We start from the raw sequence: 23,898 nt of genomic DNA, 5'->3' as shown, positions 1-23,898 counted from the left end.
CAGAAAGAACCCAACACCAACCATGTTTTCGCCTAACGAGTCGCTCGGAATGGAAGCCTCATTCGTGGCCCACCTGCAACAGCAGCATCCCGAGCTGATGCCACGCCACACCGAGCCGCGCCAGGATCTCATGGAAGCGACCACGATCACCGCACTGAAATTTGCCGACGGCGTGGTCATGGCCGGTGACCGCCGCGCCACGATCGGCAATCGCATCGCCTCGTCGCACATGGAAAAAGTCTTTGCAGCCGATTCCCACTCCCTGGTCGGAGTCGCCGGTGTGGCCGGGGTGGCAATCGATATGGCCCGACTGTTTGCGGTGGAATTAGAACACTACGAAAAATTAGAAGGCACCCAGCTGAGCCTGCTGGGTAAGGCCAACCGGTTAGCCGCACTGGTCCGGGGCCACCTGGGTCACGCCATGCAAGGTATCTCCGCGGTGCCACTCTTTGCCGGCGTAACACCGGCAACCCGTGACGCCAGAATCTTTTCCTACGACATCACCGGTGGTCGGTTTGAGGAACGCAACTGGCAGTCCATCGGTTCTGGTTCACCCTACGCGCTAACCACGCTGAAACGTCTGTGGTCACCCGAGGCCACCAGTCACCAAGCCATCGAGGCCAGCCTGCAGGCCATGATCGATGCGGCCGATGCCGATGCCGGAACCGCCGGACCCGATCCGCTCAAAGGACTATATCCGGTGGTGTATGTGGTCACCGGGGACGGCGTGACGAAGATCGCCGAGTCTGTGATCGCTGAACTCGTGGCCGGGCTTGAAGGGAAACACTAGTGCAACCATCCATGTATGTTTCGCCCCAGCAGCAGATGGAAGACCGGGCAGACTTCGCCCGGGCCGGTATCCGTCGCGGACAACCAGTGGTATTTGCTTCCACCACCCAAGGCATTGTCTCCCTGACCCACAACGCTTCACAGTCATTATTCAAACTCTCGGAAATCTATGACCGCATCTCCTGGGGTGCCGTCGGACGCTATAACGAATTCGAAGCACTCCGTCAGGCCGGCATCCGCTACACCGACACTCGAGGATACGCCTACGAACGCTCGGATGTCACCGCCCGCGGACTAGCCAATATGTATGCTCGCACGCTCGGCGAACTCTTCCTATCCGGAGCCAAACCCTTCGAAGTCGAAATCGGTGTCGCTGAAGTCGGGGACACCCCCGACGACGATCGCCTCTACCAGATCACCTTTGACGGCACGCTGTTAGAACACCACGGCCTATTGGTACTGGGTGGTAATGCACCAGATCTCCACCTCCAAATCCAGCAGGCTCTTCCAGCGTCGTCGAGGGAGCTCGATGAAACCATTCGCATCATCCGCGAGCAGTTAGGCACCACCGGCTCCCACGTAGAATTAGCACTGTTGGATCGCGATCCACACACGCTGCGTGGCTCCCACCGGGCATTTCGTCGCCTCGATCCACAAGCGTTGTAGGAGCCGCATGGAGACCAGAATCATCGGGGTGGAAACCGAATACGGAGTCCACACAGTTCATCCGACCAAACGACCACTGGCCCCCGATGAGGTGGCCAGATACATGTTCAAACCCGTCGTATCCTGGGGCAACTCATCTAACGTGTTCATCCCCAACGGGTCCCGGTTATATCTGGATGTGGGTTCCCACCCGGAATATGCCACCGCAGAAACGACCCGACTCGATGAACTGCTGGCACTAGATGCAGCCGGTGATTCGATCATGCACATGCTCGTCACCCAGGCTCGGCAGGCCATGGCCAAAGACGGGTTCGACGGCGATGTCTACCTGTACCGCAACAATGCTGACTCGCTGGGCAACTCGTATGGCAGCCACGAAAACTACATGATCGAGCGCACCACCCAATACCGGCGTCTCACCCAAGCTCTGCTGCCGTTTCTGGTGACCCGTCAACTCATCGCAGGCAACGGAGTGGTCATCAAAGACCCGGCCGCCCTGCCACTTGCCGACCAATTCCCCGGCCGTTCCGAACCACATTTCGCATTTTCCCAACGCGCTGACTACATGCACGAAGCGATCTCGTCGTCATCAACACGTGCCCGGCCCATGATCAACACCCGTGACGAACCCCACTCAGATTCTACGAAATACCGGCGGCTACACGTTATTGTGGGGGACTCCAATATGTCAGAGACCACCCAACTGCTGCGGTTTGGGACCACCGACCTGCTGCTGCGCATCATTGAATCCGGAAAACCCCTACAGAATCTTCAACTGGCACATCCAGTGCGAGCCATCCGCCAAACCTCGCATGATCTCACCGGTCAGACCCCGTTAGAACTCGCCGACGGTCGCACCATGACGGCGCTAGAGCTCCAAGAGTTCTACCTGACCCAGGCCCAAGAGTTTTTGGCTCGGCAGGGCCCACACCATGAACACCTCGAGCAGATCATGGATCTGTGGTCAAGAACCTTAGACGCGATCGCCAGTCAAAATTATTCCGCAATCGACACCGAAATCGATTGGGCGATCAAACACAAATTCATGACGGCGTACGCGAACAAAAATAATCTCGACTGGGATGCAGCACGCTTGGTGCAGTTAGATATGTCGTATCACGACATTCATCCACAGCGCGGGCTGTTTAATCTCCTCGAGGCTAGGGGAGCGGCGGCCAGGGTACTCACCGATGCTCAGGTGCAAGCGGCCCACGATAATCCGCCGGCCACCACCCGGGCACTGCTGCGGCATCGTTTTATCGAAACCGCTCGAGCCATGGGGATGGATTATTCAATGGATTGGATGCACATGAAACTGAATTATCATCCCTTGCACACGCTGTATGTACGAGATCCATTCGAAACGGATATTTCAATCGTCGATGAGCTGTTTGCTAAAGTCGCCTCTGCTGGCCACTAAAATTCTGGTTGACCGCACTACAATAACTACGGTTCGACACCCAACGACAAGGAAGTACATGTCATCTCAACACAGCCGGACTCGGCTCGCAACCATTGCCGGGATTGCTCTGACCACGGCATTGGCTTTGACCGCTTGCGGATCAGATGAAGAATCCGACAATCAAGGCGATAACCAGTCCGCGGCGATCCCGGATGTGGAGATCAGCTACGAGATTTCTGAAGAAACTGAAGAAGTCAGCATCGACGGTGAACTCAACAGCGACCAGCCAGCAGCCTGGGTCATCTCCGAAGGTGACGGTGAACCAATTACAGAAGACGACCTGTTAGAGGTTCACAGTGCCAATATCGATATTGAAAACCAAGAAGTTCTCAGCCACGATTTCGACCTGGGTGGGATGACCATTTCAATGGCCGACTTACAAGCCGGCAACCCCCAAACCTATGAAGCATTCTTAGACGCACCGATAGGCTCAGACGTGGCGATCTATCAGCCAGAAAATGGCATTTATGACGGTGCGCCTGCGGTATTGAATATTGCCACGGTAGCCCAGGTCCTGCCAACGCATGCCACCGGTGAACCAGTCGCACAATCTGAACTCAGTAATGTCCTGCCAGAGGTGACCCTCGATGAGGAAACCCACGCGCCGAGCATTGCCACACCCGAGGGTGAAGCACCAGATGAACTGGTGGTCGATGTCCTCAAACAAGGCGACGGACGAGAAGTTCAACCGGATTCGAAGGTCACCATCCACTACCGTGGGGTTTCGTGGTCAAATGGTGAAGAATTCGACTCATCTTGGGGTCCGGACAATACCGGGTCACCCATTAGCTTCGATCTCCAAAGCCTCATCGTCGGTTGGCAGGAAGGCCTGGCAGGCCAGCAGGTCGGTTCTCAGGTATTGCTGTCGGTTCCGCCAGAACTTGGCTACGGCGGCCAAGACCACGAACTCGCCGAAGAAACTCTAGTCTTTGTGATCGACATTGTGCACTCTGCCGATCCAATGCCAGCCGAATAATCGAACGCACCACTAACACCATCTGTCCAAAGGAGACCCGATGTCATTTGGCAAACGCGAACTCGACCGTCCACGCCCGGAAATTGATTTCCCAGGCGACACCCCACCGACCGATCTGGTCATCGAAGACATCATCGAAGGTACCGGGAAAGTCGTGATCCCCGGCACCCCGATCGCTTGCCACTACGTTGGTGTAGCCTGGTCCACCGGTGCCGAATTCGATGCTTCTTGGAACCGCGGCCAACCACTGGATTTCACCGCGGGTGTCGGTCAGGTCATCGAAGGCTGGGATCAGGGACTGCTCGGAATGAAAGTCGGCGGTCGTCGTCGTCTGGAAATCCCACCGCACCTGGCATACGGTGAAGCCGGTGCCGGAAACGATATTGGCCCGAATGAGACCCTGATTTTCGTTGTTGACCTGGTGGAGGTCCGCTAGAAGTGTCCCGATCTGCGGAACGCATTGTTTCGCTGCTCTGGCTTCTATTGGAAGCCGGAGCGAACGGGCGCACCAAATCGGAGATCTTTAGCTATCTCTACGACCACCTGGACACCTCCGAAACTGCCAAACAACGCCAATTTTCGCGCGATAAAGCAGCCCTGACCTCCATCGGGGTGCCCGTGCAATGGCAGCAACAAGCCCATGCTGAGGATGTCTACCTGATTGACCGAGATCAGCTCTATCTGCCAGACCTGACGCTGCGAGACGACGAGATCGTAGCGCTTCACCAGGCTAGAGCATTGTGGATGCGTACCCCGATTGAAGACGCCATCCATGCTGCCCTGGCACGGATGACGGCTCAACAACCCACCACACCACCGGTGGTGGGCGCCCAGCTTGCTACCGGTCAGAACCTGCTGACCGAACTCGTGGCCGCAGCTCGAGAACAAGCACCCGTAAAATTCCGTTACCGCACTGTGGGGCGAGAAGAAATCACTGTGCGTCGGGTGCGACCTTGGGCGGTACTGATGGCCCATCAGCAGTGGTACATGACCGGCTGGGACTTGGATCGCCGAAGCCAGCGGTTATTCAAATTGTCCCGCATCGAGTCAAAAACTATCAGCCTACTCGCCTCCGAAGTCCTAGGGGATCAAGAACACGCCTCTGCGCGGCCGGCAGATTTCGACGTCGAGGATATTCGTCAACGTCTCTACACTGACCAGCCCCCGGTTGACGGCTACGTGTGGCTGGCCACCGATACCGCCTCCAGTGTCCGGATCCGCGCCCAGCAGGTGGACCAGCGCCCAGGATGGGATCTCTTACGCATCATCTACCGTGAGCCACTCAAAACCGCCGCAACTATCGCCGCTTTGACCACCAATGCCCAGGTGGATCACGACCGCAGCCCCGAATTAGCAGAGCTGGTATCCGATATTCTGGCCATTGTACGCGATGCCCATCACGGTGAATCAGCACTGAGCGTGCCTACACTGACAAAAGTCGCTCGCCCACGGAAACGTACCGGCGACCGGGAAGTCATTGCCCGTCGTTTGGGTATCGTCGCCGTGGTAAACCAACACGGCGGTTCGTTAGCACGGGCCGCCGTCCGCCAACGCTTTGGCATCAGTGAGGCCACCCTGACTGAAGACCTTGCCGCCATGCAGTTCTGGGGTATGCCCGAAACTGATTTTGCCGGCGGTCAATTCGAGGTCGACCCGCACGCTGATCCAATCGTAATCAGCAATGCCGAGCTATTAGCGCAGCCCTGGCAGCTCTCCGCACCCGAAGCGCTTGGACTCATCTCGGGTCTGAGCGCGGTCACCACCATCCCCGGAATTTCTGCTACCCAACAAGCCGCAGCGCGTTCCTTGGAACGCAAATTGCGTGACGCCGTCGATACGGTCGCCCCACACGTTGGATCCCACGATGCGATTGTGCACCCGGATCTGAGCTTGGGTGACGATGACGAAGTCGCCGAAGTGCTCCACCAGGCTGCCCGCGGACATCTGGTGGTCAATATCAGCTACTATTCCGAATCGTCCGGGGCCATCAGTACGCGCGCCATCGAGCCGCTGCAACTGCTGTATTCGGCTGGACACGCTTATATTCGCGCCTGGTGCAGAAAGACCGACGATTATCGGACTTTCCGCATTGACCGCATTGGTTCAGCCACGCTGACCACCGAGTCTTTTGTGCCTGTGAAGGAACAGTCTGATAGCCGCACAATCGCACCTGCTGTCAATGACGACGCCATCACCGTAGTGGTTCACGCCACCCACCGGCAGCGCGATGTGCTCGGCGCGTATCACCCGAGCGCCACAGCTGTCGCCAATGATGGGTCGGTTTTTGCACGGTTAGCATTCCGATCCCTAACACCGCTGGTTGAGCTGTTGACGAATCACCCCGGCCAGATTACTGTCGTGCAGCCCGGAAAGATTCGCGAAACCGTGTGGACCATAACAGACCAGGCATCAAGCGCCTCACACGAATCAACTCGCGGACTGTTCTAGCGGCTGTAGACTAGAGCCAACTGTACAGAAAGGTAGACCATGCAGATCTTTAGGAACCCAGTTATTCTTCTGGTGTTAATCCTGTTAGCATTCTTGCTGTTTGGCGCCAATAAGCTACCAAAGATGGCCCGCAACCTTGGTCAATCGATGCGCATTTTGAAGTCTGAAGTCAAAGAAATGAAAACTGACGAAAAAGACGGCAAGAACAAAAAATCATCGTCTGACGGCGACGTTGAAGCTGTTGAAGGCACCGTGATTTCTAACGGCGAAACCAGTACCCAGGAAAGCCCCAAAGGCCAGACGTCAAACTAACGTATCGTCCTGTAAATGACCTCCACTGACAAAAGTCAGGCTACGTCGAATAAGCGACGTCGCAAAAAGCCACTCAAAACCTCCGACGGTCAAATGTCGCTGCGCGAACACCTTCGCGAGCTTCGCAACCGTTTTTTCAAGGCCGCTATCGCCATTGTGCTGGGCACCGTTGTCGGTTTTATCGTCTACCAACCGGCATTTACCATCCTGACAGAACCCATCACCAAACTGTCGACCGAAGAAGCCCCGGTTGAAGTCATTTTCTCCTCGGTAGCTCAACCATTCGACATTATGCTCCAAGTCGCCCTGTTCATCGGGCTGATCTTGTCCTCACCCATCTGGCTTTACCAGATTTGGGCATTTATTGTGCCCGGATTGAAAAAACAAGAACGGCGCTACGCAGTTGGTTTCATCGCAGCCGCGGTGCCACTATTTATCGGAGGGATCGCCCTTGGCTGGTTTGCGCTGCCACAAGCCATGGCGTTCTTCACCTCCTTGACTCCAGACGGCACCGCACACCGGGTGCTTGCCACCGTATATATCCCGTTCGTAACACGCTTATTGCTCGCCTTCGGCATTGCCCTGGTCATCCCAGTAGTACTGGTTGGGCTAAACATGGCAGGAATTCTCCAGGGCAAAACCATGCTGAAACACTGGCGCATCTCGGTCTTTCTGATCGCCGTCGTCGCCGCCATGGGCGCCCCGGGATCCGACATCATGACGATGTTCTATTTGGGTGCACCCCTCACGCTGCTATTTGCCTTGGCTCTTGGCATCGCCTTGATCAATGATCGACGACGTGCAAAACGCGAGGCCAGACAGGGAACACCCGGAGAAGCCGAGATTCAGCGTGGGGCACAGCCTCTGTCTGATTTCGTTGATGAGGACTAAAATTAGGCTGCATGTGCCCCGATTCATCTGATCACTATCAAGAACTCTCTCCATCGGAGCGCTATGCAGCTTCACGGCAGCGGGCAGAATTTGCAAAAACTGAGCTCGGAAAATTTTCGGCAAGTCTCAAATTTCCCATGGATCCATTTCAGCTGGAAGCCGCTGAGCAGCTCGAGGAAGGCCATGCTGTCCTCGTAGCAGCGCCCACTGGAGCGGGAAAAACCGTGGTGGCAGAATTTGCCATCCACCTTGCACTTTCTCAAGGCAAGAAGGCGTTTTATACCACGCCAATCAAAGCACTCAGTAACCAAAAATACACCGATTTGGTTGCTGTCTACGGGCAGGAAAAAGTCGGCTTGCTCACCGGGGACACGTCACGGAATCCCGAAGCACAGATCGTGGTCATGACCACCGAAGTGTTGCGAAACATGCTCTACGCTGACTCCAATGCCCTAGAAAACCTGGGATACGTGGTTATGGATGAAGTGCACTATTTGGCCGACCGGTTCCGTGGCGCTGTGTGGGAAGAAGTCATCATCCACTTACCCGAATCCGTACAGCTGGTCGCCCTGTCGGCTACTGTATCGAATGCTGAAGAATTTGGTGCCTGGCTGGATACCGTGCGCGGGTCAACTTCAGTAATCGTCTCAGAACACCGTCCGGTACCGCTGTGGCAACACGTCATGGTGGGTAAGGAACTCTACGACCTGTTTATGATGACCGGCGATAAGATTTCCACCACCCAGGTCAACCCAGAATTAGTCCGGCTCGCCGAACGTGCGCGACGCGATATCCAGCCCAATGATTGGGGGCGTCCCGGCAGTCGCGGCCGCAACCGACAACGTACCCGCAATGGACGACGCCAAGGGGACCGGCGGCAATCCGACCGTCGCGGTTCATTTGAACACTCCCGGGCACCACGTCGAGACCTACGTGTCTCACGACCCCAGATGGTCCGAGCACTGTCGCGGGAAGGGTTGTTACCGTGCATCACCTTTATCTTTTCTAGAAACGGGTGCGATGCTGCAGTAGAGCAGTGCCTCAACGCTGGGTTGGACTTAACAACCGGCACTGAGAAACAACAGATTCTTGAAACCGTAGACCGAGCTGCTTCCGTATTAGTAGAACAAGATCGTGATGCATTAGGTTTCTGGGGTTTTCGAGATGGCCTACGGAGAGGCTTTGCGGCCCACCATGCCGGTCTGCTGCCATTATTCAAAGAGATCGTCGAGGAACTCTTTGCCGAAGGCCTCATTAAGGTTGTTTTTGCGACCGAAACCCTGGCATTAGGTATCAACATGCCCGCTCGAACCGTGGTTATCGAAAAGCTCGTGAAATTCGATGGTGAATCGCATAAAGACATGACCCCGGGGGAGTACACGCAGCTGACCGGTCGGGCGGGTCGACGCGGCATCGATGTCGAAGGGCACGCCGTGGTGATGTGGCAACCCGGGCTAGATCCCGGATCTGTTGCCGGGCTAGCCGCCAGACGGACCTACCCGCTCAATTCATCATTCAAACCGACGTACAACATGTCGGTGAATCTCCTGGCACGCTTCGGCCGAGAACGTGCTCGCAATATTCTGGAATCTTCTTTTGCCCAGTTCCAAGCCGACCGCTCTGTCGTTGGACTCGCCCAGGAAGTGCAACGCCAGGAACGCTCCCTTGCCGGATACGAAGAATCTATGGAGTGCCACCTTGGAGATTTTACCGAGTATGCCCGGCTCCGTCACGAATTATCAAAAGCTGAAAAGACCGCTTCACGTTCCCGTCAGCGTGTCCAACGCCGCACGATTATGGAGTCGCTCAACAACTTAGCAGTGGGGGATATCCTTGATGTCAGGGGCAGTCGATATCTGGGGACCTGTGTCGTTGTATCTGCTGCGGGCAACCCGACGAATCCCAGAGTCGGAGTTGTGACGACGAAAGGTCAGCTACGTCGACTTTCCACCGACGATTTAAACGAGCCCATCGTGCCTTTTGCGGGGGTGGAACTGCCACGAAAATTGCTGACCAAATCGCCTAAGCATCGGAAAAATATTGCCGGCTGGATGCACGGAGCTATTAGTCAACAGCGCCCACCAATATCTGAAGGCAAGCAACCGGTCGGTTTCCGATATAACGATGAACACGACCTTGCCCGGGTGGAAGAACTCCGTGCCAAACTCCATGCGCATCCATGTCATGGTTGCCCGGACCGTGAGAATCACCAGACCTGGGCCAACCGGTGGCAGAAGCTACGTGCGGAGACTGATAAGAATATCGCCAAGATCCAAGGTCGAACAAATACGATTGCACGGAGATTTGACCGCATCATCAACCTGCTGACCGATTTTGGTTATGTCGAATATGATGAGGTTACCGAGCCTGGTCAAAGTCTGCGCCGGATTTATGGTGACCGCGACCTACTGGTCTCCATGTTGCTGCAATCCGGCCTGATGGACACTATGGCACCCGAAGATCTGGCCGGGTTGGCTGCACTGTTGGTCTTTGAGTCATCAACCGAGGATCAGATTTTTCAACCAGCCATGCCGACCCAGATGCTCCAGGAAGCTCTCGACGTCGTCGATGAGCACTGGTACAACCTTCAAGCCGCTGAACGTGCTGCCGATTTGACGGTTACTGACCAACCCCATCCGGGGCTCGTTTGGCCGATTGTACGGTGGGTACGAGGCAATGAACTCCTTGCGTCGTTAACCGGTGCAGATATGGCAGCCGGAGATTTCATTCGCTGGGCGCGTCAGGTGATGGATTTGCTGGATCAATTGGCCAGCCTTGATGACACACACCCAGACCTGGCACGACGTTGTCGTCGCGCCAAAGATCTCGTCAATCGAGGCATCGTCGCCTATTCATCGGCCGTCCGCTTGCCAGATGAACCCATCGAAGACTACAACGCTATAGAAGAACTGGACCTAAATCAGTGACAACCTCCCTGCTGCTCACCAACGGCTATATTCACTCAGTCGCAGAACCCTACGCGAACGCGCTGCACATCGACAACAATGTCATCGCATGGTTGGGATCCAACGAGACCGCCCACCAAATGGTTGCAGCTACCGCTTCCGGGCCGGTAGAAACACACGATTTGAACGGCATGTTAGTCACGCCCGCGTTTATCGATGGATTCTCCACCACACCACTGGCGGATCTTGATTCCCGTGTAGGCCTGAGCGCTACGGCACCGACCAACCGAGGTGTGCACTATGCGCCGGCGTCCGAGAACGTCGATGAGGCCGCAGGAATTTTTGTTGCAACGCAGGATCTGGGCCTCCTTGAAACCCTGTTAGCACAGCTCAAGCCGCCAACTCAGCTGTTCATCGAGTCCACGAACCAAGAGAACCTTTCAAAAATTCTTGATGCCATCGCCAAGCAGCCAAATGCCGTGCTGATGCGTTGTCGCCACCGCATATTATTGAATCACCCTCTGACAGATCAGCAGGTGTCACGACTCGTCGAGCTGCACGTTTCCGTCACTGTGGTACCAAGTCTTCGTGACAGCACTCCGGTTTTTCATGCACCAGTCGCCTCACTCATCGCTCAAGGGGTGCATGTCGCTACTGGATCAGGTAGTTGGACTGGATCGGTATGGGAGTTGTTGACTGCATTGATTGAGCATCCAGATCACAACCAACGCATTTCGACTCGGGCTGCGTTCAATACCGTGACTCGCGACGGCGTCCGCGTCTTACCAAACCGCATCGCACAATCTCAAATGGGAGCAGGACAAATGGCTGTGGGATCACCCGGTGACCTGAATATATGGCGTGCCGAACAACTCGGCGTGCAAGCCCCCGATGAAAAAGCCGCCCACTGGTCGACTGATAAACGCGCCGGAACCGCACTTTTGCCTATCTTATCTTCGGCCACTGACGCACCATCACTGGCCGGCGTCATCAGAGGAGGCCAATTATTATCGCTTATTCAGGAACGCTGACTATAATCGAAGGTTGATCCCGGCCCGACGGCTGGCGAACCACGGATAAACAAAGGACAACTAGTGCGCGTATTGACCATTATCCCCACTTACAATGAAGCCGAATCGCTTCCTGGCACACTCGAACGTCTCCGGACTGCGGTCCCTGAATCTGATGTGCTCGTAGTGGACGATAACTCTCCTGACGGCACCGGTGTCTGGGCCGATGCACAAGCAGCAAAAGACGACCAAGTGTTCGTTTTGCACCGCCAGGTCAAAGACGGACTCGGGGGAGCGTATATAGCTGGCTTCCGCTGGGGATTGCAGCGTGACTACGATGTGCTCGTAGAAATGGATGCCGACGGTTCCCACCACCCAGAACAGCTTCCACGCCTTCTCCAGGCCATTGATGAAGCCGACCTGGTCATTGGCTCGCGGCGCGTTCCCGGCGGCAAGATGGTGAACTGGCCCTGGTATCGCAAGTTGTTATCTATTGGTGGCTCGTTGTACCCGCAGTTGTTGTTGGGATTACGCCTAACTGACGTCACGGCGGGTTTCCGTGCATACCGAGCCAGCACACTGACTGACATGGATCTGGACGCTGTGGAGTCCAAGGGCTACGGGTTCCAGGTTGACATGACCTTTCGAACCGCGCAGTTGGGCAAACGAATCGTTGAAGTACCAATCACCTTTACCGAACGCGAATTCGGCGAGTCCAAAATGTCGGGCAATATCATCACCGAGGCACTAGTCAATGTCACCAAATGGGGACTGGCTGCTCGTATAGACAAGCTTAAATCGCGTTTCCAGCGATAGCTCTTTACACAGGAAAAAGGTCCGGTGACTTTCAGTTACCGGACCTTTTTCCTGTGACTATGCAAGAGGCTTAGGCGTCTACGCCTTCACCGCGACGCGCACGCAGCTTGTTAAGCTGCATTTCTAAAGTTTCTTCGAGCTCTTCGACACTGCGACGCTCGAGAAGCATATCCCAGTGGGTACGCTGAGGTTTCTCATCTTCGAGCTCAGGAGCCTTGCCATCAACACGAAGGGCTTCTTTGCCGGACTTGGTAGTCCATGTGTCGGGTACATCGGCTTCAGCCGCGAAAGTGACAACAATCGATTCGCCGTCTTCGGAACGATATTCGATTTGCTGCCGTGGGGCAGGTTCGACACCTGCTTCAGTTTCCATAGACTGGGCACCGAGGCGCATACCGCGCAGTGAACGATCAGACATTCAGAGATTCCTCCAACAAAAATTCTGCAGACAAGACAGTCTAACGAAAAACGTCTCGAAATGTGTAACGCAATTCCGGCTAGTTTTGTTCCCCTTCATCGCGACGTGTTGGTCGCTGCGGGAAAGTTTCTTCTTCGATATCCGGCTCAGCTAACGCTTCCTCTAAAGAAGTGTCGTCCAATTTTGGTGCTTTAGGAGCACGGTCTGCAATTTCGGCAGCCGTCGTAGCGCGCTTAGTACGTCGCCGCGGTGCTGGCGGGGGAGGAGTAGGCGCCGCTTGAGACTCGTCATCTGACGGCGAAGGAGTTGATTGCGGCCCGTAGGAGGAACTAAAACGATTTAGCGCATCGGTTACCTCGGATGGGATGATCCAGAGTTTTGAGGACTCAGAATCAGCAATCTGTGGCAGCACCTGTAAGTATTGATATGCCAGCAAGTCAGCATTTGGTCGACCCTCATGGATCGCGTCAAAAACAGTAACGATAGCTTCCGCCTCAGCATTCGCGCGCAAGATGGCCGCTTGAGCATCACCTTCAGCCTCGAGGATTGCGGACTGCCGCTGGCCTTCAGCAGTCAGAATTTCCGACTGTTTCTGGCCTTCTGCCGTCAGAATCGCTGCACGTCGATCACGTTCAGCACGCATCTGTTTCTCCATGGAATCCTGGATAGAGCGTGGCGGATCAATCGCTTTGAGTTCGACTCGAGACACACGCAAACCCCACTTCGAGGTGGCCTCGTCCAGAACACCGCGAAGCTGCGTGTTGATAGCATCACGCGAAGTAAGAGCTTCTTCAAGGTTCATGCCACCGACCACGTTACGGAGCGTGGTCGTAGTGAGGTTTTCTACTGCAGCAATATAATTTGCAATGCCGTAGGTTGCCGCAGTGGGGTCCGTGATCTGGAAGAATACGACCGTGTCGATTGACACGACCAAGTTATCTTCAGTAATCACCGGCTGGGGTGGGAAAGAAACAACTTGCTCACGCATGTCTATGAGCGGAAGCATCTCATCAATAAATGGCACCATCATGGTTAAACCGGCCATTTGTGTTCGCTGGTATTTACCGAGTCGTTGAATGATTCCACAGTGCCCCTGAGGTACTATGCGGAACGATTTCGCCAAAATGGCCACTACAAAAATGGCTAGGACGACGAAAAGAATAATGAGAAAAATATCCACGGCTTTTCCTGATTGATCGTTGAATTGGCGTTATTGATCTGACATTACCGAGCCCTCGTCCACAAGAGTACACGTGTAAGATTAGGCCTCGGAGGTAGTGGAGGATTCGGCCACCCACACAATGGCCCCTTCAATCTGTTGGATGATGACTGCAGTTTCGGCAGGGATGGCAGCGGTCGCGTAGGTTCGAGCGGACCAAATTTCGTTGCCGATACGCACTAATCCACTACTGGAGGTCACCTCTTCTGTGACCTCACCCACACGCCCAACATACCGGTTCACGCTCCAGGGGGAGGGGCCCGTTTCGTTCTCTCTGCGTTTGGTATCGAAAATGCGTAACCATATCAGAGACGCCAGTGATATAACTGCGAAGATAATGAACTGAATGTACAGGGGAGCATCTAGGAGATCAGCAATGATCGCGGTCATGGCTCCCGCCGCAATTAACAGGAAGGTCAATTCACCTGTCATGACCTGAACACTGATTAGCAACAGCATCATAATGAGCCAGAATGACCAGAAGTTATCTAGGATCCACTCAACCATGATGGCCCCCCATAAGTGCGTTCATGTTTTCAGGATACTTGGTTTCGACTTATGCTGTCGCCAAAAGCCAGCTCGTGTACCACCTTATGGTTACGATGACCATGCTGAAGTCGATAATCTCTAGGGGGTGTCGGCATGGCTTTTGCTTAGCTGTGTTTTTGGTAGCCAACGCGTAGACTATTCATCATGGCCACTATTTATACAGCTGAGCTGACTCCGTCCAAAAAAGAATTTGTAACTGCTTGGTTAGATAAACAATTCTGGGGCGGCTCCGGTGAACCCGAACTGGTCGGCACTTACCGATTTGACGACACCAGCGGGGAAGTCGGCTTTGAAGGCTTTGTCGTAAAGCGAGATGACAGGATACTGCACCTGCCAATGACATACCGTGCAGCACCCTTGGACGGCGCCGAAGACTACCTCATTACAAGAACGCAACACTCTGTGCTTGGAGAACGCTGGGTCTATGACGCCATGGCAGACCCCGTGGGAATCCATATGCTCAACCAAGCGCTTGCCGGCGAAATTCAGCAAGCTGAATACCATTTTTACAACGAAGATGGCCAGTATCTGGGATCAGAGGATTCCGATATCAGCATCTACATTCGTGGCGAATTGCCTGATGAATGGGGCACAGTATCCGTTCATCATGTCTTAGATACTCTCGATGAAGACGGCGGCGAACTTCGCCGACTCGTGGGCCGGTGGGAAGATGCATCAGCAACGCTGTTTGAGCTGACACCCATACCGAAACAGCAGAATGATGATGAACCAGTCATCGCCGAATAAGCAGCACAAATACAACAACCAAAAACGCCGATAATCTACATTATGTAAAGTTGAAGACTTTTCGGAAGGGAATAGCTTTAGGTAGCTTTGCCTACCGATCCCCTCAAGCACCCTTATTCGACATTGATTCATATTCGACATTCGTACAGTGCCACTGACTGCCAACACCCAATGATCTTCATCTCGGTCACGTGCAATAATCGTCGAAAGCATTCTGAACTCGAGACCATCTTGGAATCGCCACACAAAGGAATTCGGCGTCATTGAATGGCGTAGCGAATCATGTAACCAAATACTCCGAACGTGGCAGCAGATGTCCTTTACGCACAATGCGCTGGACCAAAACGTTTGCTCGGCGGCGAAAACTTATCACCAAATCCTGCTTTACCTGCGCACGTCGACGGTTATCTCATCAATGTAGGCTACACACAGGCCACAGCTCAAGAAACACTGGTCTCAACGCGGCCCTAGGAGCTCGTTGTGGTTCACCCAATCACAACGAGCTATCAGAGGAGATCTGTGTAGACCTGGAAGACGAGCTTCACTCTGAGGTACTTCACCCTGGGACGTGTTGCCCCAAACTCGCGGCTCTACACAACTCCCCCGAAGATATTTGACGGCTGTGAGCACCAGCCAAGCTTTGACGCGGAAATACTCTCGGCCCAATATGCCGATGATCAGCTACAGGACGGCCAATCGGCCTCCCGGAGAGGTGTTGTGCGTCACCCGCGAGTTTCGCCACTATCGGTCGGGTCTTCGCTCCCGGACAACAATCAGTTGAACCAACGGTCGAAGCTACCGCATGAATGTGCTACTCGCCCAATAGCAATTGGTCAAGTTGCACCGCCAGCCAGTAAGCTACTTTCCTGGATTCATACCAATATCCGGCCTGTAAGCGTGCAGAGACCGCTTGTTGTGAAACCCCAAGATTCTTTGCTGCTTGTGTTTGCGAGTTTCCGGCATTGATCATCAAGCCCGCTTCTTGACCTTCGTCTGAACGACGTCGCTCGATCGAGCATAGTAATTGGAGCGTAGATTCGATCGGACCGATTTCTGGCGCAGTTTTTGAATCCACCAGTTTCTTTCCTTGTGCGGCTACCACCTGTACTCCCCCAGGTGCTCGCAGGGCCTGAGGGGCAGCCTTGACTGCCTGGCACAAAATTTCGTGCAACGCATCAGCTTCATCTATGTCAGCAAACTCATCTGTGCTTTCTGGGATGATAACTAGATGCACTCCCCAAGTTCCTGAACGAGCCGCAGATAATATGAACCCCACGGTCTCGTCAGCCGATGCCAAATGTCCCTGCACCTGACGACGGCCCGTGGCTTTGAAATTCGGGCCTGCTCCCCCATCGCCGTCAGGTCGCCAAGTGAGTGACTCGACCAGCTGCCCAACAATTTCAGGCCCCTGTGAATCAGGAACAGTCTTGGCCAAGGTCAATGTCAAACAAAGCATAGTGACAACCCTATTTGCTTGTGCACCCAAACCATCGTAAGCGGTCAGTGGTGTGCGTTACACACAGTATCTAAAAGGCTCAGTGTGCTGAATTAGACTGCAATCATGACATCAGAACCACATCAAGCCACGAAGTCCACGGTGGCTGGTCTATTAGCCGTCGACGCTGTACTCATCGTTATTTTTGCGATGATCGGGATCTCATCGCACAATGGAAACTTAGATCCAGCCAGTATCGCGCGCGTAGCCATTCCATTTCTGATCCCGTATCTCATCCTTGCTGCAGGCATTAGACCCACGCGACTCATTCACAATATCTTTCCCATGGGTGTGATTCTGTGGCTGAGCACGGTGATCATCGGACCTATATTGCGTGCAGCCTTGTTTAACGACACGTCGGCATTGGCCTTCATGCTGGTCACTTCGGGCGCCTTGGCGTTGCTCCTTATCGGCCGACGCATCATTTCGACACTGGTTACTCGAGGAAAACAAACCACCTAGACTACTAATACGAGACCACAAGGAGGACCATGGTAACCGCTTTCGTCATGATCAAAACTGACACCAACCGCATTCCAGAGATCGCTCAGGAACTGGCGGACAAGGACGGTATCACCCAGGTATATTCGGTCACAGGAGCATGGGACCTAATCGCTATGGTAGGGGTACGAGAGTTTGAAGACCTCGAAGATGTTATTTCAGATCGTCTATCGAAGATCACCGGGATTCAGGCCACAGAGACTCATTTGGCCTTCCGGGCTTACTCCCGAAACGACCTAGAAGAAGGCTTCGCCCTAGGCTTCGAGTAAGCATCAAAGTGCCATGGGTCCGGATGCAATGCGGATCCATGGCACGTTCTTATGAACCAAAGCTGAAGGACAGTATCAGATACTGTCTGGGCGAGAAACCTTTACCCAGTTGTCCAAGACTTGCTGCGCGGCGCCGGAATCAATAGCTACTTCGGCACGAGTCATATTCTTTCGCATGCGGTCGAACAGATGGCCTGATGCATCCTTGTCGTAAGCGGTAAGGCCCGCAGCAGTATTCAATAGCACCGCATCGCGAACGGGACCGTGCTTGCCTTCCAACACCGCGCGGACAATGCCGGCATTGTAAGCGCCATCCTTACCCGCCAGCGCTTCGACTGACGCCAATTCGATATCGAAATCCTGTGGGTGTAGTTCGTATTCTTCAACCTTGCCGTTGCGAACTTCAAATATCGTCGTCGGGCCTGAGGTTGTGATCTTGTCACGTCCGTCCGAGCCGCGGAAGACGAGGCCGCGCACTCCCCTATCTGCCAATACTCCAGCAAGCAACGGAGCCATTACTTGTGACGCACAGCCAAGTGCTTGTGCTTGGACCCTGGCCGGATTTGAAAGCGGCCCCAGGTAGTTGAATGCTGTGGGGACGCCTAGTTGCTTACGAGCAGGTGCTACGTAGCGCATTGAGGGGTGGTATTCCTGAGCAAACAGGAACGTGATGCCGGCTTCTTCTAAGGACTGTTTGGCTCGCGATTGCGTGAGATTGAGATCCACACCGAGGGCTTCGATGACATCGGCAGCGCCTGCGGTAGATGATGAGCCTCGATTCCCGTGTTTCACGACCTTCGCGCCGGCACCAACAGCTACCAACGACGACATCGTAGAGAGATTGACTGTTCCTAATCGGTCACCACCGGTACCGACGATATCAAGGACATCAGAAGGCAGGTCAACCGCAACAGCTTCGTCGAGCATCGCATCAGCTAAACCAAGCAGTTCCTCAACCGTCTCCCCTTTCGTGGACAGTCCCATCAGGAAACCGCCGATTTGGGCATCAGTAGCTATCCCTGACATCATTTCTTCCATCGCCCAAGCAGCCTGTTCCTGCGTCAAATGCTGTTGATTCGATACTGCAGACAATACTGTGGGCCAATTCATTAAATGCTTCCTCAGGACGAGACGATTCCTCTTGCTTATGTCATCCTATTACCCAATTCGATTTTCCGAGCGATCTTGACTTTCCGAAGCCTCAATTGCGCACCGAAAAAGACCTCAAAAAGCGAGATTTGCGCTTAACAATTCAGCAATTTCCACAAGCCGTAGAAGTCGCAACAAGCTGAGATTACTGTCTATGAAACCTGCGTATTACCTCGGAATTATGCGGTATAACGGCGCAGAAGGTTGGGCCTGTCACAACAAAAGGACACGCAGTCGGCAAGTCTCATTGTGAATCTTGAATAATTTCGGGCCATAATGAAAGGGTGACAACATCAACTCAGACTCTCTCGCATAATCCCACCGGCTTCCCAAGTCGGCCAAACCTGGCTGCCGTTGGCACCATGGTCTGGCTGTCGTCCGAAGTTATGTTCTTCGGTGGCCTATTCGCTATGTACTTCACGCTGCGGTCAACCTCGCCCACATTGTGGGAGGAGAACACCGCACTGTTGGATCCGGTCTTGGCGACCATTAACACCGTCATCCTGGTGATCAGTTCGTTCACGGCTCAGTGGGGTGTTAAGGCAGCTGTCCAATTACGACCACGCCGCACCAGCAACAAACTCAAAGATTGGGGTGTTGTGGAATGGTTCATCGTTTCCTTCATCCTCGGTTCAATCTTCTTGTCAGTGCAGTCGTATGAGTACGCGGTCCTTGTTTCCCACGGTGTAACCGTTGCAGCGCATGCTTACGGTTCTGCCTTCTACATCACCACTGGGTTCCACGCATTGCACGTGCTCGGTGGTCTAGTCGCGTTCTTGTTCGTAATTGGTCGCGCCTACCTAGCTAAGCGCTTTGGAAACCATGAATCCACGATTGCCATTGTCGTTTCGTACTATTGGCACTTCGTCGACGTTGTATGGGTCGCCCTCTGGTTCATCATCTACGTCATTCAGTGATCTGTTCGGTCCGCCGGCTCGACATCAATCGCACCCGAGGTAACCGGACTGGACTTGTCACACCTCATCCGGTTATACAAAACGTTAGGAATCCATAAAAGTGAAGGCACTCTCACAGAACCGCCGCCACCCCATGGTCGGAGTGGCCCTGCTGTTGCTGGGTCTGCTACTGACCGGAGGACTGTACTCCTTAGCCTCCAACATCAACTCTGCATCGGCCTACTCGCAGGCTGATTACACCAGCGCAGACAACATTGCAGATGGCGAAGCACTGTTTAACGCAAACTGCGCTTCCTGTCACGGTATTGGCGCAACCGGTGGACCTGCTGGCCCATCCCTCATTGGTGTGGGCGCTGCATCAGTTGATTTCCAGGTCGGCACCGGCCGCATGCCACTGCAGATGAGTGGGCCACAAGGGGCTCAAAAACCAGTGCAGTTCGGTGAAGAACAGACCATGCAGCTGGCTGCATACGTCCACTCCCTCGGAACCGGCCCAACCGTTCCGGAAGAAGAATACCTAGATGCTGACCACGCTGATGTAAACCTCGCACGTGGTGGCGACCTGTTCCGCGTCAACTGCGCCATGTGCCACTCTGCATCAGCAGGCGGCGGTGCTCTGACCCGTGGTAAGTATGCACCATCTCTGCATGGCGTCTCTGAGCAGCACATCTACGAAGCTATGGTGACTGGTCCACAGAATATGCCGGTATTCTCTGACACCAACCTCACTCCCGAGGATAAACGCGATGTCATTGCATACCTCAAAGAGTTCGAATCCCAGGGTCACCCAGGTGGTGCTTCCCTCGGTTCGCTTGGGCCAGTGGCTGAAGGGCTGTTCGTTTGGACTGCCGGCCTGGCACTGATCATCGGTTTCATGGTGTGGATAACCTCACGATCAAACTAAAATTTATCGAAATATCGTCGATTAAATACATCACCAACATCACTCGAGTAAAGGAATCAGATCTATGGGCGAGCAACGCCACGGAGATCCCGGTACACCGGGCACCGTAGAGCGCGCTAGTGATGATTCGGGTAAATACGCTATCGAAAACCCCGGATTGCCACCTCACCGGCCACGTACTACGGATGAAGATCCTCGCGTAGCCAAACGCGCAGAACGCCAGGTTTCTTTCATGTTCATCCTGTCCATCGTCGGTACCATCATCTTCTTCGTGGGGTACTTTGGCGTCGGACAGCTGCCGCTTGACGAAACCAATATGGACCTCATCCGCTTGCAGAACTGGTTGCTCGGTTTGGGTACCGCTTTTGCAATGCTTGGCATCGGTATAGGTATCGTCCAGTGGGGTCGCGCTCTTATGCCCGATCACGAATGGGTCGAAGAACGCGGAGAAGTAGTTACCGAAGAAGACCGCTCAGACGCTGCCAACATGATCAATGACATCATCGATGAATCCCAGATCAAGCGTCGTCCACTGTTGCGCAACACTCTTATCGGTGCACTTGCTATCGCGCCACTGCCAGCAATCGCGCTCCTTCGCGACTTGGATAACACCGGTAACCAATCCGATGACCCGGCACAAAACTTTGGTGTAGAGCGCATGCGCCACACGATGTGGGATACCGGTACACGACTGGTTCGTGACGTGACCGGCACTCCGATCAAGGCTCAGGACGTAACTATCGGTTCGGCCCTTCACGTCGTACCAGACGGTCTGCTGGACCTGGAGCACGATAAGCTCAACCAAAAGGCAAAAGCCGTGGTATTGCTTATGCGTTTAAATCCAGAAGACATGCAGATCAGCGACGGGCGCGAAGACTGGCACGTCGACGGTATCGTCGCTTACTCTAAAATTTGCACCCACGTTGGCTGCCCAATTGCGCTCTATGAACAACACACGCACCACCTACTGTGCCCTTGCCACCAGTCGACCTACGACCTGACTCAGGAATGCAAGGTTGTCTTCGGTCCGGCATCGCACCCACTGCCACAGCTGCCAATTACAGTTGACAGTGAAGGCTACCTGGTGGCGCAAAGCGACTTCCTCGAGCCAGTCGGTCCTGCCTACTGGGAACGTGACCCACGACCAGCTGAGGAGCGTGGTGCATAATGTCCGTCATTCGTGACTACAAAGCATCGACAACTACCGGCAAAATTGCGAACTACGTCGACACCCGTGTTGGCGCGTCGAGCATCGTTAAAGAGTTCGGGCGCAAACTCTTCCCGGACCACTGGAGCTTTATGCTCGGCGAAGTGGCAATGTACTCCTTCGCTGTCGTCGTGCTCTCAGGTACTTTCCTGACTTTCTTCTTCGATCCATCCATGGCACACGTCGTGTACGAAGGAGCATACAAACCACTCTACGGTGTAGAAATGTCGGCGGCCTACGCGTCAACCCTAGACATCTCGTTTGAGGTTCGCGGTGGTCTGTTTATGCGTCAGGTACACCACTGGGGCGCACTGATCTTCGTAGCGTCACTATCGATCCACATGCTCCGTGTCTTCTTCACCGGTGCATTCCGACGTCCACGTGAACTCAACTGGGTCATTGGCGTCGTTCTGTGGATCCTGGCTATCGCTGCTGGATTCACTGGCTACTCCCTGCCGGATGATGTTCTATCCGGTAACGGTCTCCGCATTATTGACGGAATGATGAAAGCGATTCCAGTTGTTGGAACCTACATCTCGTTCTTCTTATTCGGCGGAGAATTCCCAGGAGATCAGATCATTCCACGTCTGTATTCTCTGCACATCATGGTCGTGCCAGCGTTTATTATCCTGTTTATCGCTTTGCACTTGTTCCTGGTTGTCGTGCACAAACACACCCAGTATCCGGGACCTGGCCGTCGCGAGGATAACGTGGTTGGTTACCCAATCGGACCGGTATTCGCTACGAAAGCCGGTGGGTTCTTCTTCATCGTATTCGGTATCATTGCTCTGATCTCGGGATTCTTCCAGATCAACGCAGTATGGAACTACGGGCCTTATGACCCATCACCAGTATCTGCTGGTACCCAACCTGACTGGTATGTAGGTTTTGGTGACGGAATCCTTCGTCTGATGCCTGGTATGTTGGGAGACTTCTCCTTCCTCTGGCATATTCCAATGCCTTGGGGCTGGAACGCTCTTCCAATGGGAATCCTTGTCCCAATGATCCCAATGGGTATCTTGGTCGTTGGCATGTTCGCTTGGCCATGGATTGAACGTGGTATCACCGGTGACAACCGTGAACACCATATTCTGGATCGTCCACGAAACGCACCAGGCCGCACTGCCGTCGGCGTAGCAACCGTCATCTTCTACTGTGTCATGTGGGCCGCTGCGTCATCTGACTTAATGGCCACCCACTTCAAGATGTCGCTGAATGATGTCGCCTACATCCTGCGCTTCCTGTTGATCTTTGGGCCGATCATCGGTTTCATCGTCACCAAGCGCATCTGCCTAGCGCTGCAGCGTAAAGACCGCGAGATCGCACTGCACGGCCGCGAAACCGGTGTCATCGAGTTCACCCCTGAAGGTGCAATCCTTGAGCGCCACGAGCTCTTAGACGAATACCGTCTGTACGAACTCGTTTCCTACGAATCCCCAGAGCCTGTTCCTGCCCAACCTAATAAGAAAGGCAAGATCACACTTCTGGAGAAACTTCGTGCACGCTGGTCACGCCACTTCTTCGAAGATCGTGTTGAGCCCGTGACAGCCGAAGAACTGGCAGAAGCGCACGCAGAGCACAACACAGACCGTCGTAAGCTACAAAGCTCTGTGGAGACCGCAGTCCGCGAGCTTGAAGGCAAACGTGATCGTTCCTAAGCGATAGCGAATCGACGATAGATCCGCCCGGTTGAAGAATTTGCTTCAGCCGGGCGGTTTCGTTTAATCACACATCCAGAAGATTCACGGTAGCTGTATCTTCGACACAAGTGTAGGTCGTCGAAAAGACTATTGTTATCTCCCTGGTAGAGGAAACAGGACTGGGGACTCTTACAATAAGCGTCATAATTCCGAAGACACCAAGGCAGAGAGCACCAGTGCTGGCAGTATATACTTTTGTTAGGAAGCCCGATCCGGTAGCGGGTGTCTGAGCATCGGAAAGCGCCGGTCTGGCGTTCGGAAAGCACTTGGATGATGATCCGGTAGCGGTCAGATGATGGAGTGTTTGCCGAGCTGGGGTATTGCTTGTTGAAGTTGATGCTGGCAATCGCCAGTCTTGACCTGCGGCTGCGGGGTCACAAACACGGCGGGGCAAGGGACTAAAGATCAGCATTGCCTGAACCGATCAGCCTGACAATTGTGCTGACGACGTTTTTTGACCATTGCACACAGTCAAAGAAGGATACTTCCGGGTCTTGGACGGTGACGTGGTCCGTACCGTGAATATTGGGCCCCTTCACGCCATCGC

23 protein-coding genes are annotated in these 23,898 nt (G+C 54.2%); 18 read left to right on the top strand and 5 right to left on the bottom strand.

The window, feature by feature from the left end; genetic code table 11:
* Positions 1–49 precede the first annotated feature (49 nt).
* The 11 genes from prcB (at position 50) to K8V32_RS07080 (ending at position 12,276) form a co-directional block, all read left to right on the top strand.
* Entirely contained in the window at positions 50–790 is a 741-nt protein-coding gene (gene prcB, locus K8V32_RS07130) for a proteasome subunit beta (protein ID WP_303905032.1), read from the top strand.
* Positions 790–1,455 (top strand): proteasome subunit alpha, encoded by a 666-nt coding sequence (gene prcA / locus K8V32_RS07125; protein ID WP_369681048.1) that lies wholly within the window; start codon positions 790–792, stop codon positions 1,453–1,455. The genes prcB and prcA overlap by 1 nt, the downstream gene beginning before the upstream one ends.
* 7 nt (positions 1,456–1,462) lie before the next feature.
* The gene (gene pafA / locus K8V32_RS07120; protein ID WP_303905029.1) at positions 1,463–2,875 is read left to right on the top strand and encodes a Pup--protein ligase; all 1,413 of its coding nucleotides are present in this window, start codon (positions 1,463–1,465) and stop codon (positions 2,873–2,875) included.
* Positions 2,876–2,933: 58 nt separating this feature from the next.
* On the top strand, positions 2,934–3,893 hold the full coding sequence (locus K8V32_RS07115; RefSeq protein WP_303905026.1) for an FKBP-type peptidyl-prolyl cis-trans isomerase: 960 nt from the start codon (positions 2,934–2,936) through the stop codon (positions 3,891–3,893).
* 40 nt (positions 3,894–3,933) lie between these two features.
* Complete coding sequence (locus tag K8V32_RS07110) at positions 3,934–4,329, top strand: FKBP-type peptidyl-prolyl cis-trans isomerase (RefSeq protein WP_303905022.1); 396 nt, start codon at positions 3,934–3,936, stop codon at positions 4,327–4,329.
* A 2-nt stretch (positions 4,330–4,331) separates the two neighbouring features.
* A complete protein-coding gene (locus K8V32_RS07105) occupies positions 4,332–6,341 on the top strand; it encodes a helix-turn-helix transcriptional regulator (RefSeq protein WP_303905019.1) in 2,010 nt (669 codons plus the stop codon).
* Between the two features lie 39 nt (positions 6,342–6,380).
* The gene (locus tag K8V32_RS07100) at positions 6,381–6,653 is read left to right on the top strand and encodes a twin-arginine translocase TatA/TatE family subunit (RefSeq protein WP_303905016.1); all 273 of its coding nucleotides are present in this window, start codon (positions 6,381–6,383) and stop codon (positions 6,651–6,653) included.
* 15 nt (positions 6,654–6,668) lie between these two features.
* Positions 6,669–7,544, top strand: a complete 876-nt coding sequence (gene tatC, locus K8V32_RS07095) for a twin-arginine translocase subunit TatC (RefSeq protein WP_303905013.1) — start codon at positions 6,669–6,671, stop codon at positions 7,542–7,544.
* Positions 7,545–7,555: 11 nt separating this feature from the next.
* Positions 7,556–10,471 (top strand): DEAD/DEAH box helicase, encoded by a 2,916-nt coding sequence (locus tag K8V32_RS07090; protein WP_303905010.1) that lies wholly within the window; start codon positions 7,556–7,558, stop codon positions 10,469–10,471.
* A complete protein-coding gene (locus K8V32_RS07085; RefSeq protein ID WP_303905008.1) occupies positions 10,468–11,481 on the top strand; it encodes a hypothetical protein in 1,014 nt (337 codons plus the stop codon). Before K8V32_RS07090 ends, K8V32_RS07085 begins: the two co-directional genes overlap by 4 nt.
* Positions 11,482–11,544: 63 nt before the next feature.
* The gene (locus tag K8V32_RS07080; RefSeq protein WP_303905005.1) at positions 11,545–12,276 is read left to right on the top strand and encodes a polyprenol monophosphomannose synthase; all 732 of its coding nucleotides are present in this window, start codon (positions 11,545–11,547) and stop codon (positions 12,274–12,276) included.
* 70 nt (positions 12,277–12,346) lie between these two features.
* Here the strand turns inward: K8V32_RS07080 and K8V32_RS07075 are convergent, their stop codons facing one another.
* The 3 genes from K8V32_RS07075 to K8V32_RS07065 all read right to left on the bottom strand — a co-directional run bounded on the left by K8V32_RS07075 (position 12,347) and on the right by K8V32_RS07065 (position 14,420).
* Positions 12,347–12,694 carry an RNA polymerase-binding protein RbpA gene (locus K8V32_RS07075; protein WP_043058255.1) on the bottom strand — a complete coding sequence of 116 codons (348 nt, stop codon included), beginning with the start codon at positions 12,692–12,694 and terminating at the stop codon, positions 12,347–12,349.
* Between the two features lie 79 nt (positions 12,695–12,773).
* Complete coding sequence (locus K8V32_RS07070; RefSeq protein WP_303905001.1) at positions 12,774–13,874, bottom strand: SPFH domain-containing protein; 1,101 nt, start codon at positions 13,872–13,874, stop codon at positions 12,774–12,776.
* Positions 13,875–13,955: 81 nt separating this feature from the next.
* Positions 13,956–14,420 carry an NfeD family protein gene (locus K8V32_RS07065; RefSeq protein ID WP_303904997.1) on the bottom strand — a complete coding sequence of 155 codons (465 nt, stop codon included), beginning with the start codon at positions 14,418–14,420 and terminating at the stop codon, positions 13,956–13,958.
* Between the two features lie 186 nt (positions 14,421–14,606).
* On the opposite strand from K8V32_RS07065, the gene K8V32_RS07060 reads away from it, so the two are divergent.
* Complete coding sequence (locus K8V32_RS07060) at positions 14,607–15,209, top strand: maltokinase N-terminal cap-like domain-containing protein (protein ID WP_303904994.1); 603 nt, start codon at positions 14,607–14,609, stop codon at positions 15,207–15,209.
* An 811-nt stretch (positions 15,210–16,020) separates the two neighbouring features.
* Here K8V32_RS07060 and K8V32_RS07055 read toward each other — a convergent pair.
* Complete coding sequence (locus K8V32_RS07055; RefSeq protein WP_303904991.1) at positions 16,021–16,665, bottom strand: hypothetical protein; 645 nt, start codon at positions 16,663–16,665, stop codon at positions 16,021–16,023.
* A gap of 105 nt (positions 16,666–16,770) precedes the next feature.
* Here K8V32_RS07055 and K8V32_RS07050 point away from each other — a divergent pair, with 105 nt between their 5' ends.
* Positions 16,771–17,166 (top strand): DUF3054 domain-containing protein, encoded by a 396-nt coding sequence (locus K8V32_RS07050; protein WP_303904988.1) that lies wholly within the window; start codon positions 16,771–16,773, stop codon positions 17,164–17,166.
* Between the two features lie 29 nt (positions 17,167–17,195).
* Positions 17,196–17,474 (top strand): Lrp/AsnC family transcriptional regulator, encoded by a 279-nt coding sequence (locus K8V32_RS07045; protein WP_303904985.1) that lies wholly within the window; start codon positions 17,196–17,198, stop codon positions 17,472–17,474.
* 75 nt (positions 17,475–17,549) lie between these two features.
* Here the strand turns inward: K8V32_RS07045 and trpD are convergent, their stop codons facing one another.
* Positions 17,550–18,584, bottom strand: coding sequence for an anthranilate phosphoribosyltransferase (gene trpD / locus K8V32_RS07040; protein ID WP_303904982.1), 1,035 nt, complete (start codon positions 18,582–18,584; stop codon positions 17,550–17,552).
* A gap of 323 nt (positions 18,585–18,907) precedes the next feature.
* On the opposite strand from trpD, the gene ctaE reads away from it, so the two are divergent.
* From ctaE to qcrB, 4 genes are all read left to right on the top strand, one after another.
* Positions 18,908–19,540 carry an aa3-type cytochrome oxidase subunit III gene (gene ctaE / locus K8V32_RS07035; RefSeq protein WP_303904979.1) on the top strand — a complete coding sequence of 211 codons (633 nt, stop codon included), beginning with the start codon at positions 18,908–18,910 and terminating at the stop codon, positions 19,538–19,540.
* A 100-nt stretch (positions 19,541–19,640) separates the two neighbouring features.
* Positions 19,641–20,444, top strand: coding sequence for a cytochrome bc1 complex diheme cytochrome c subunit (gene qcrC / locus K8V32_RS07030; RefSeq protein WP_303904976.1), 804 nt, complete (start codon positions 19,641–19,643; stop codon positions 20,442–20,444).
* A gap of 64 nt (positions 20,445–20,508) precedes the next feature.
* Complete coding sequence (gene qcrA, locus K8V32_RS07025; protein WP_303904974.1) at positions 20,509–21,612, top strand: cytochrome bc1 complex Rieske iron-sulfur subunit; 1,104 nt, start codon at positions 20,509–20,511, stop codon at positions 21,610–21,612.
* Positions 21,612–23,309: a cytochrome bc1 complex cytochrome b subunit gene (gene qcrB / locus K8V32_RS07020; protein WP_303904970.1), complete on the top strand. Its 1,698-nt coding sequence runs from the start codon at positions 21,612–21,614 to the stop codon at positions 23,307–23,309. The genes qcrA and qcrB overlap by 1 nt, the downstream gene beginning before the upstream one ends.
* Positions 23,310–23,898: the final 589 nt, after the last annotated feature.

This window comes from Enteractinococcus helveticum (assembly GCF_020742345.1).
Classification (GTDB): Bacteria; Actinomycetota; Actinomycetes; order Actinomycetales; family Micrococcaceae; genus Yaniella; species Yaniella helvetica_A.
Note: the sequence above shows the minus strand (reverse complement) of the source record. Positions and strands in the feature narration are given on the sequence as shown.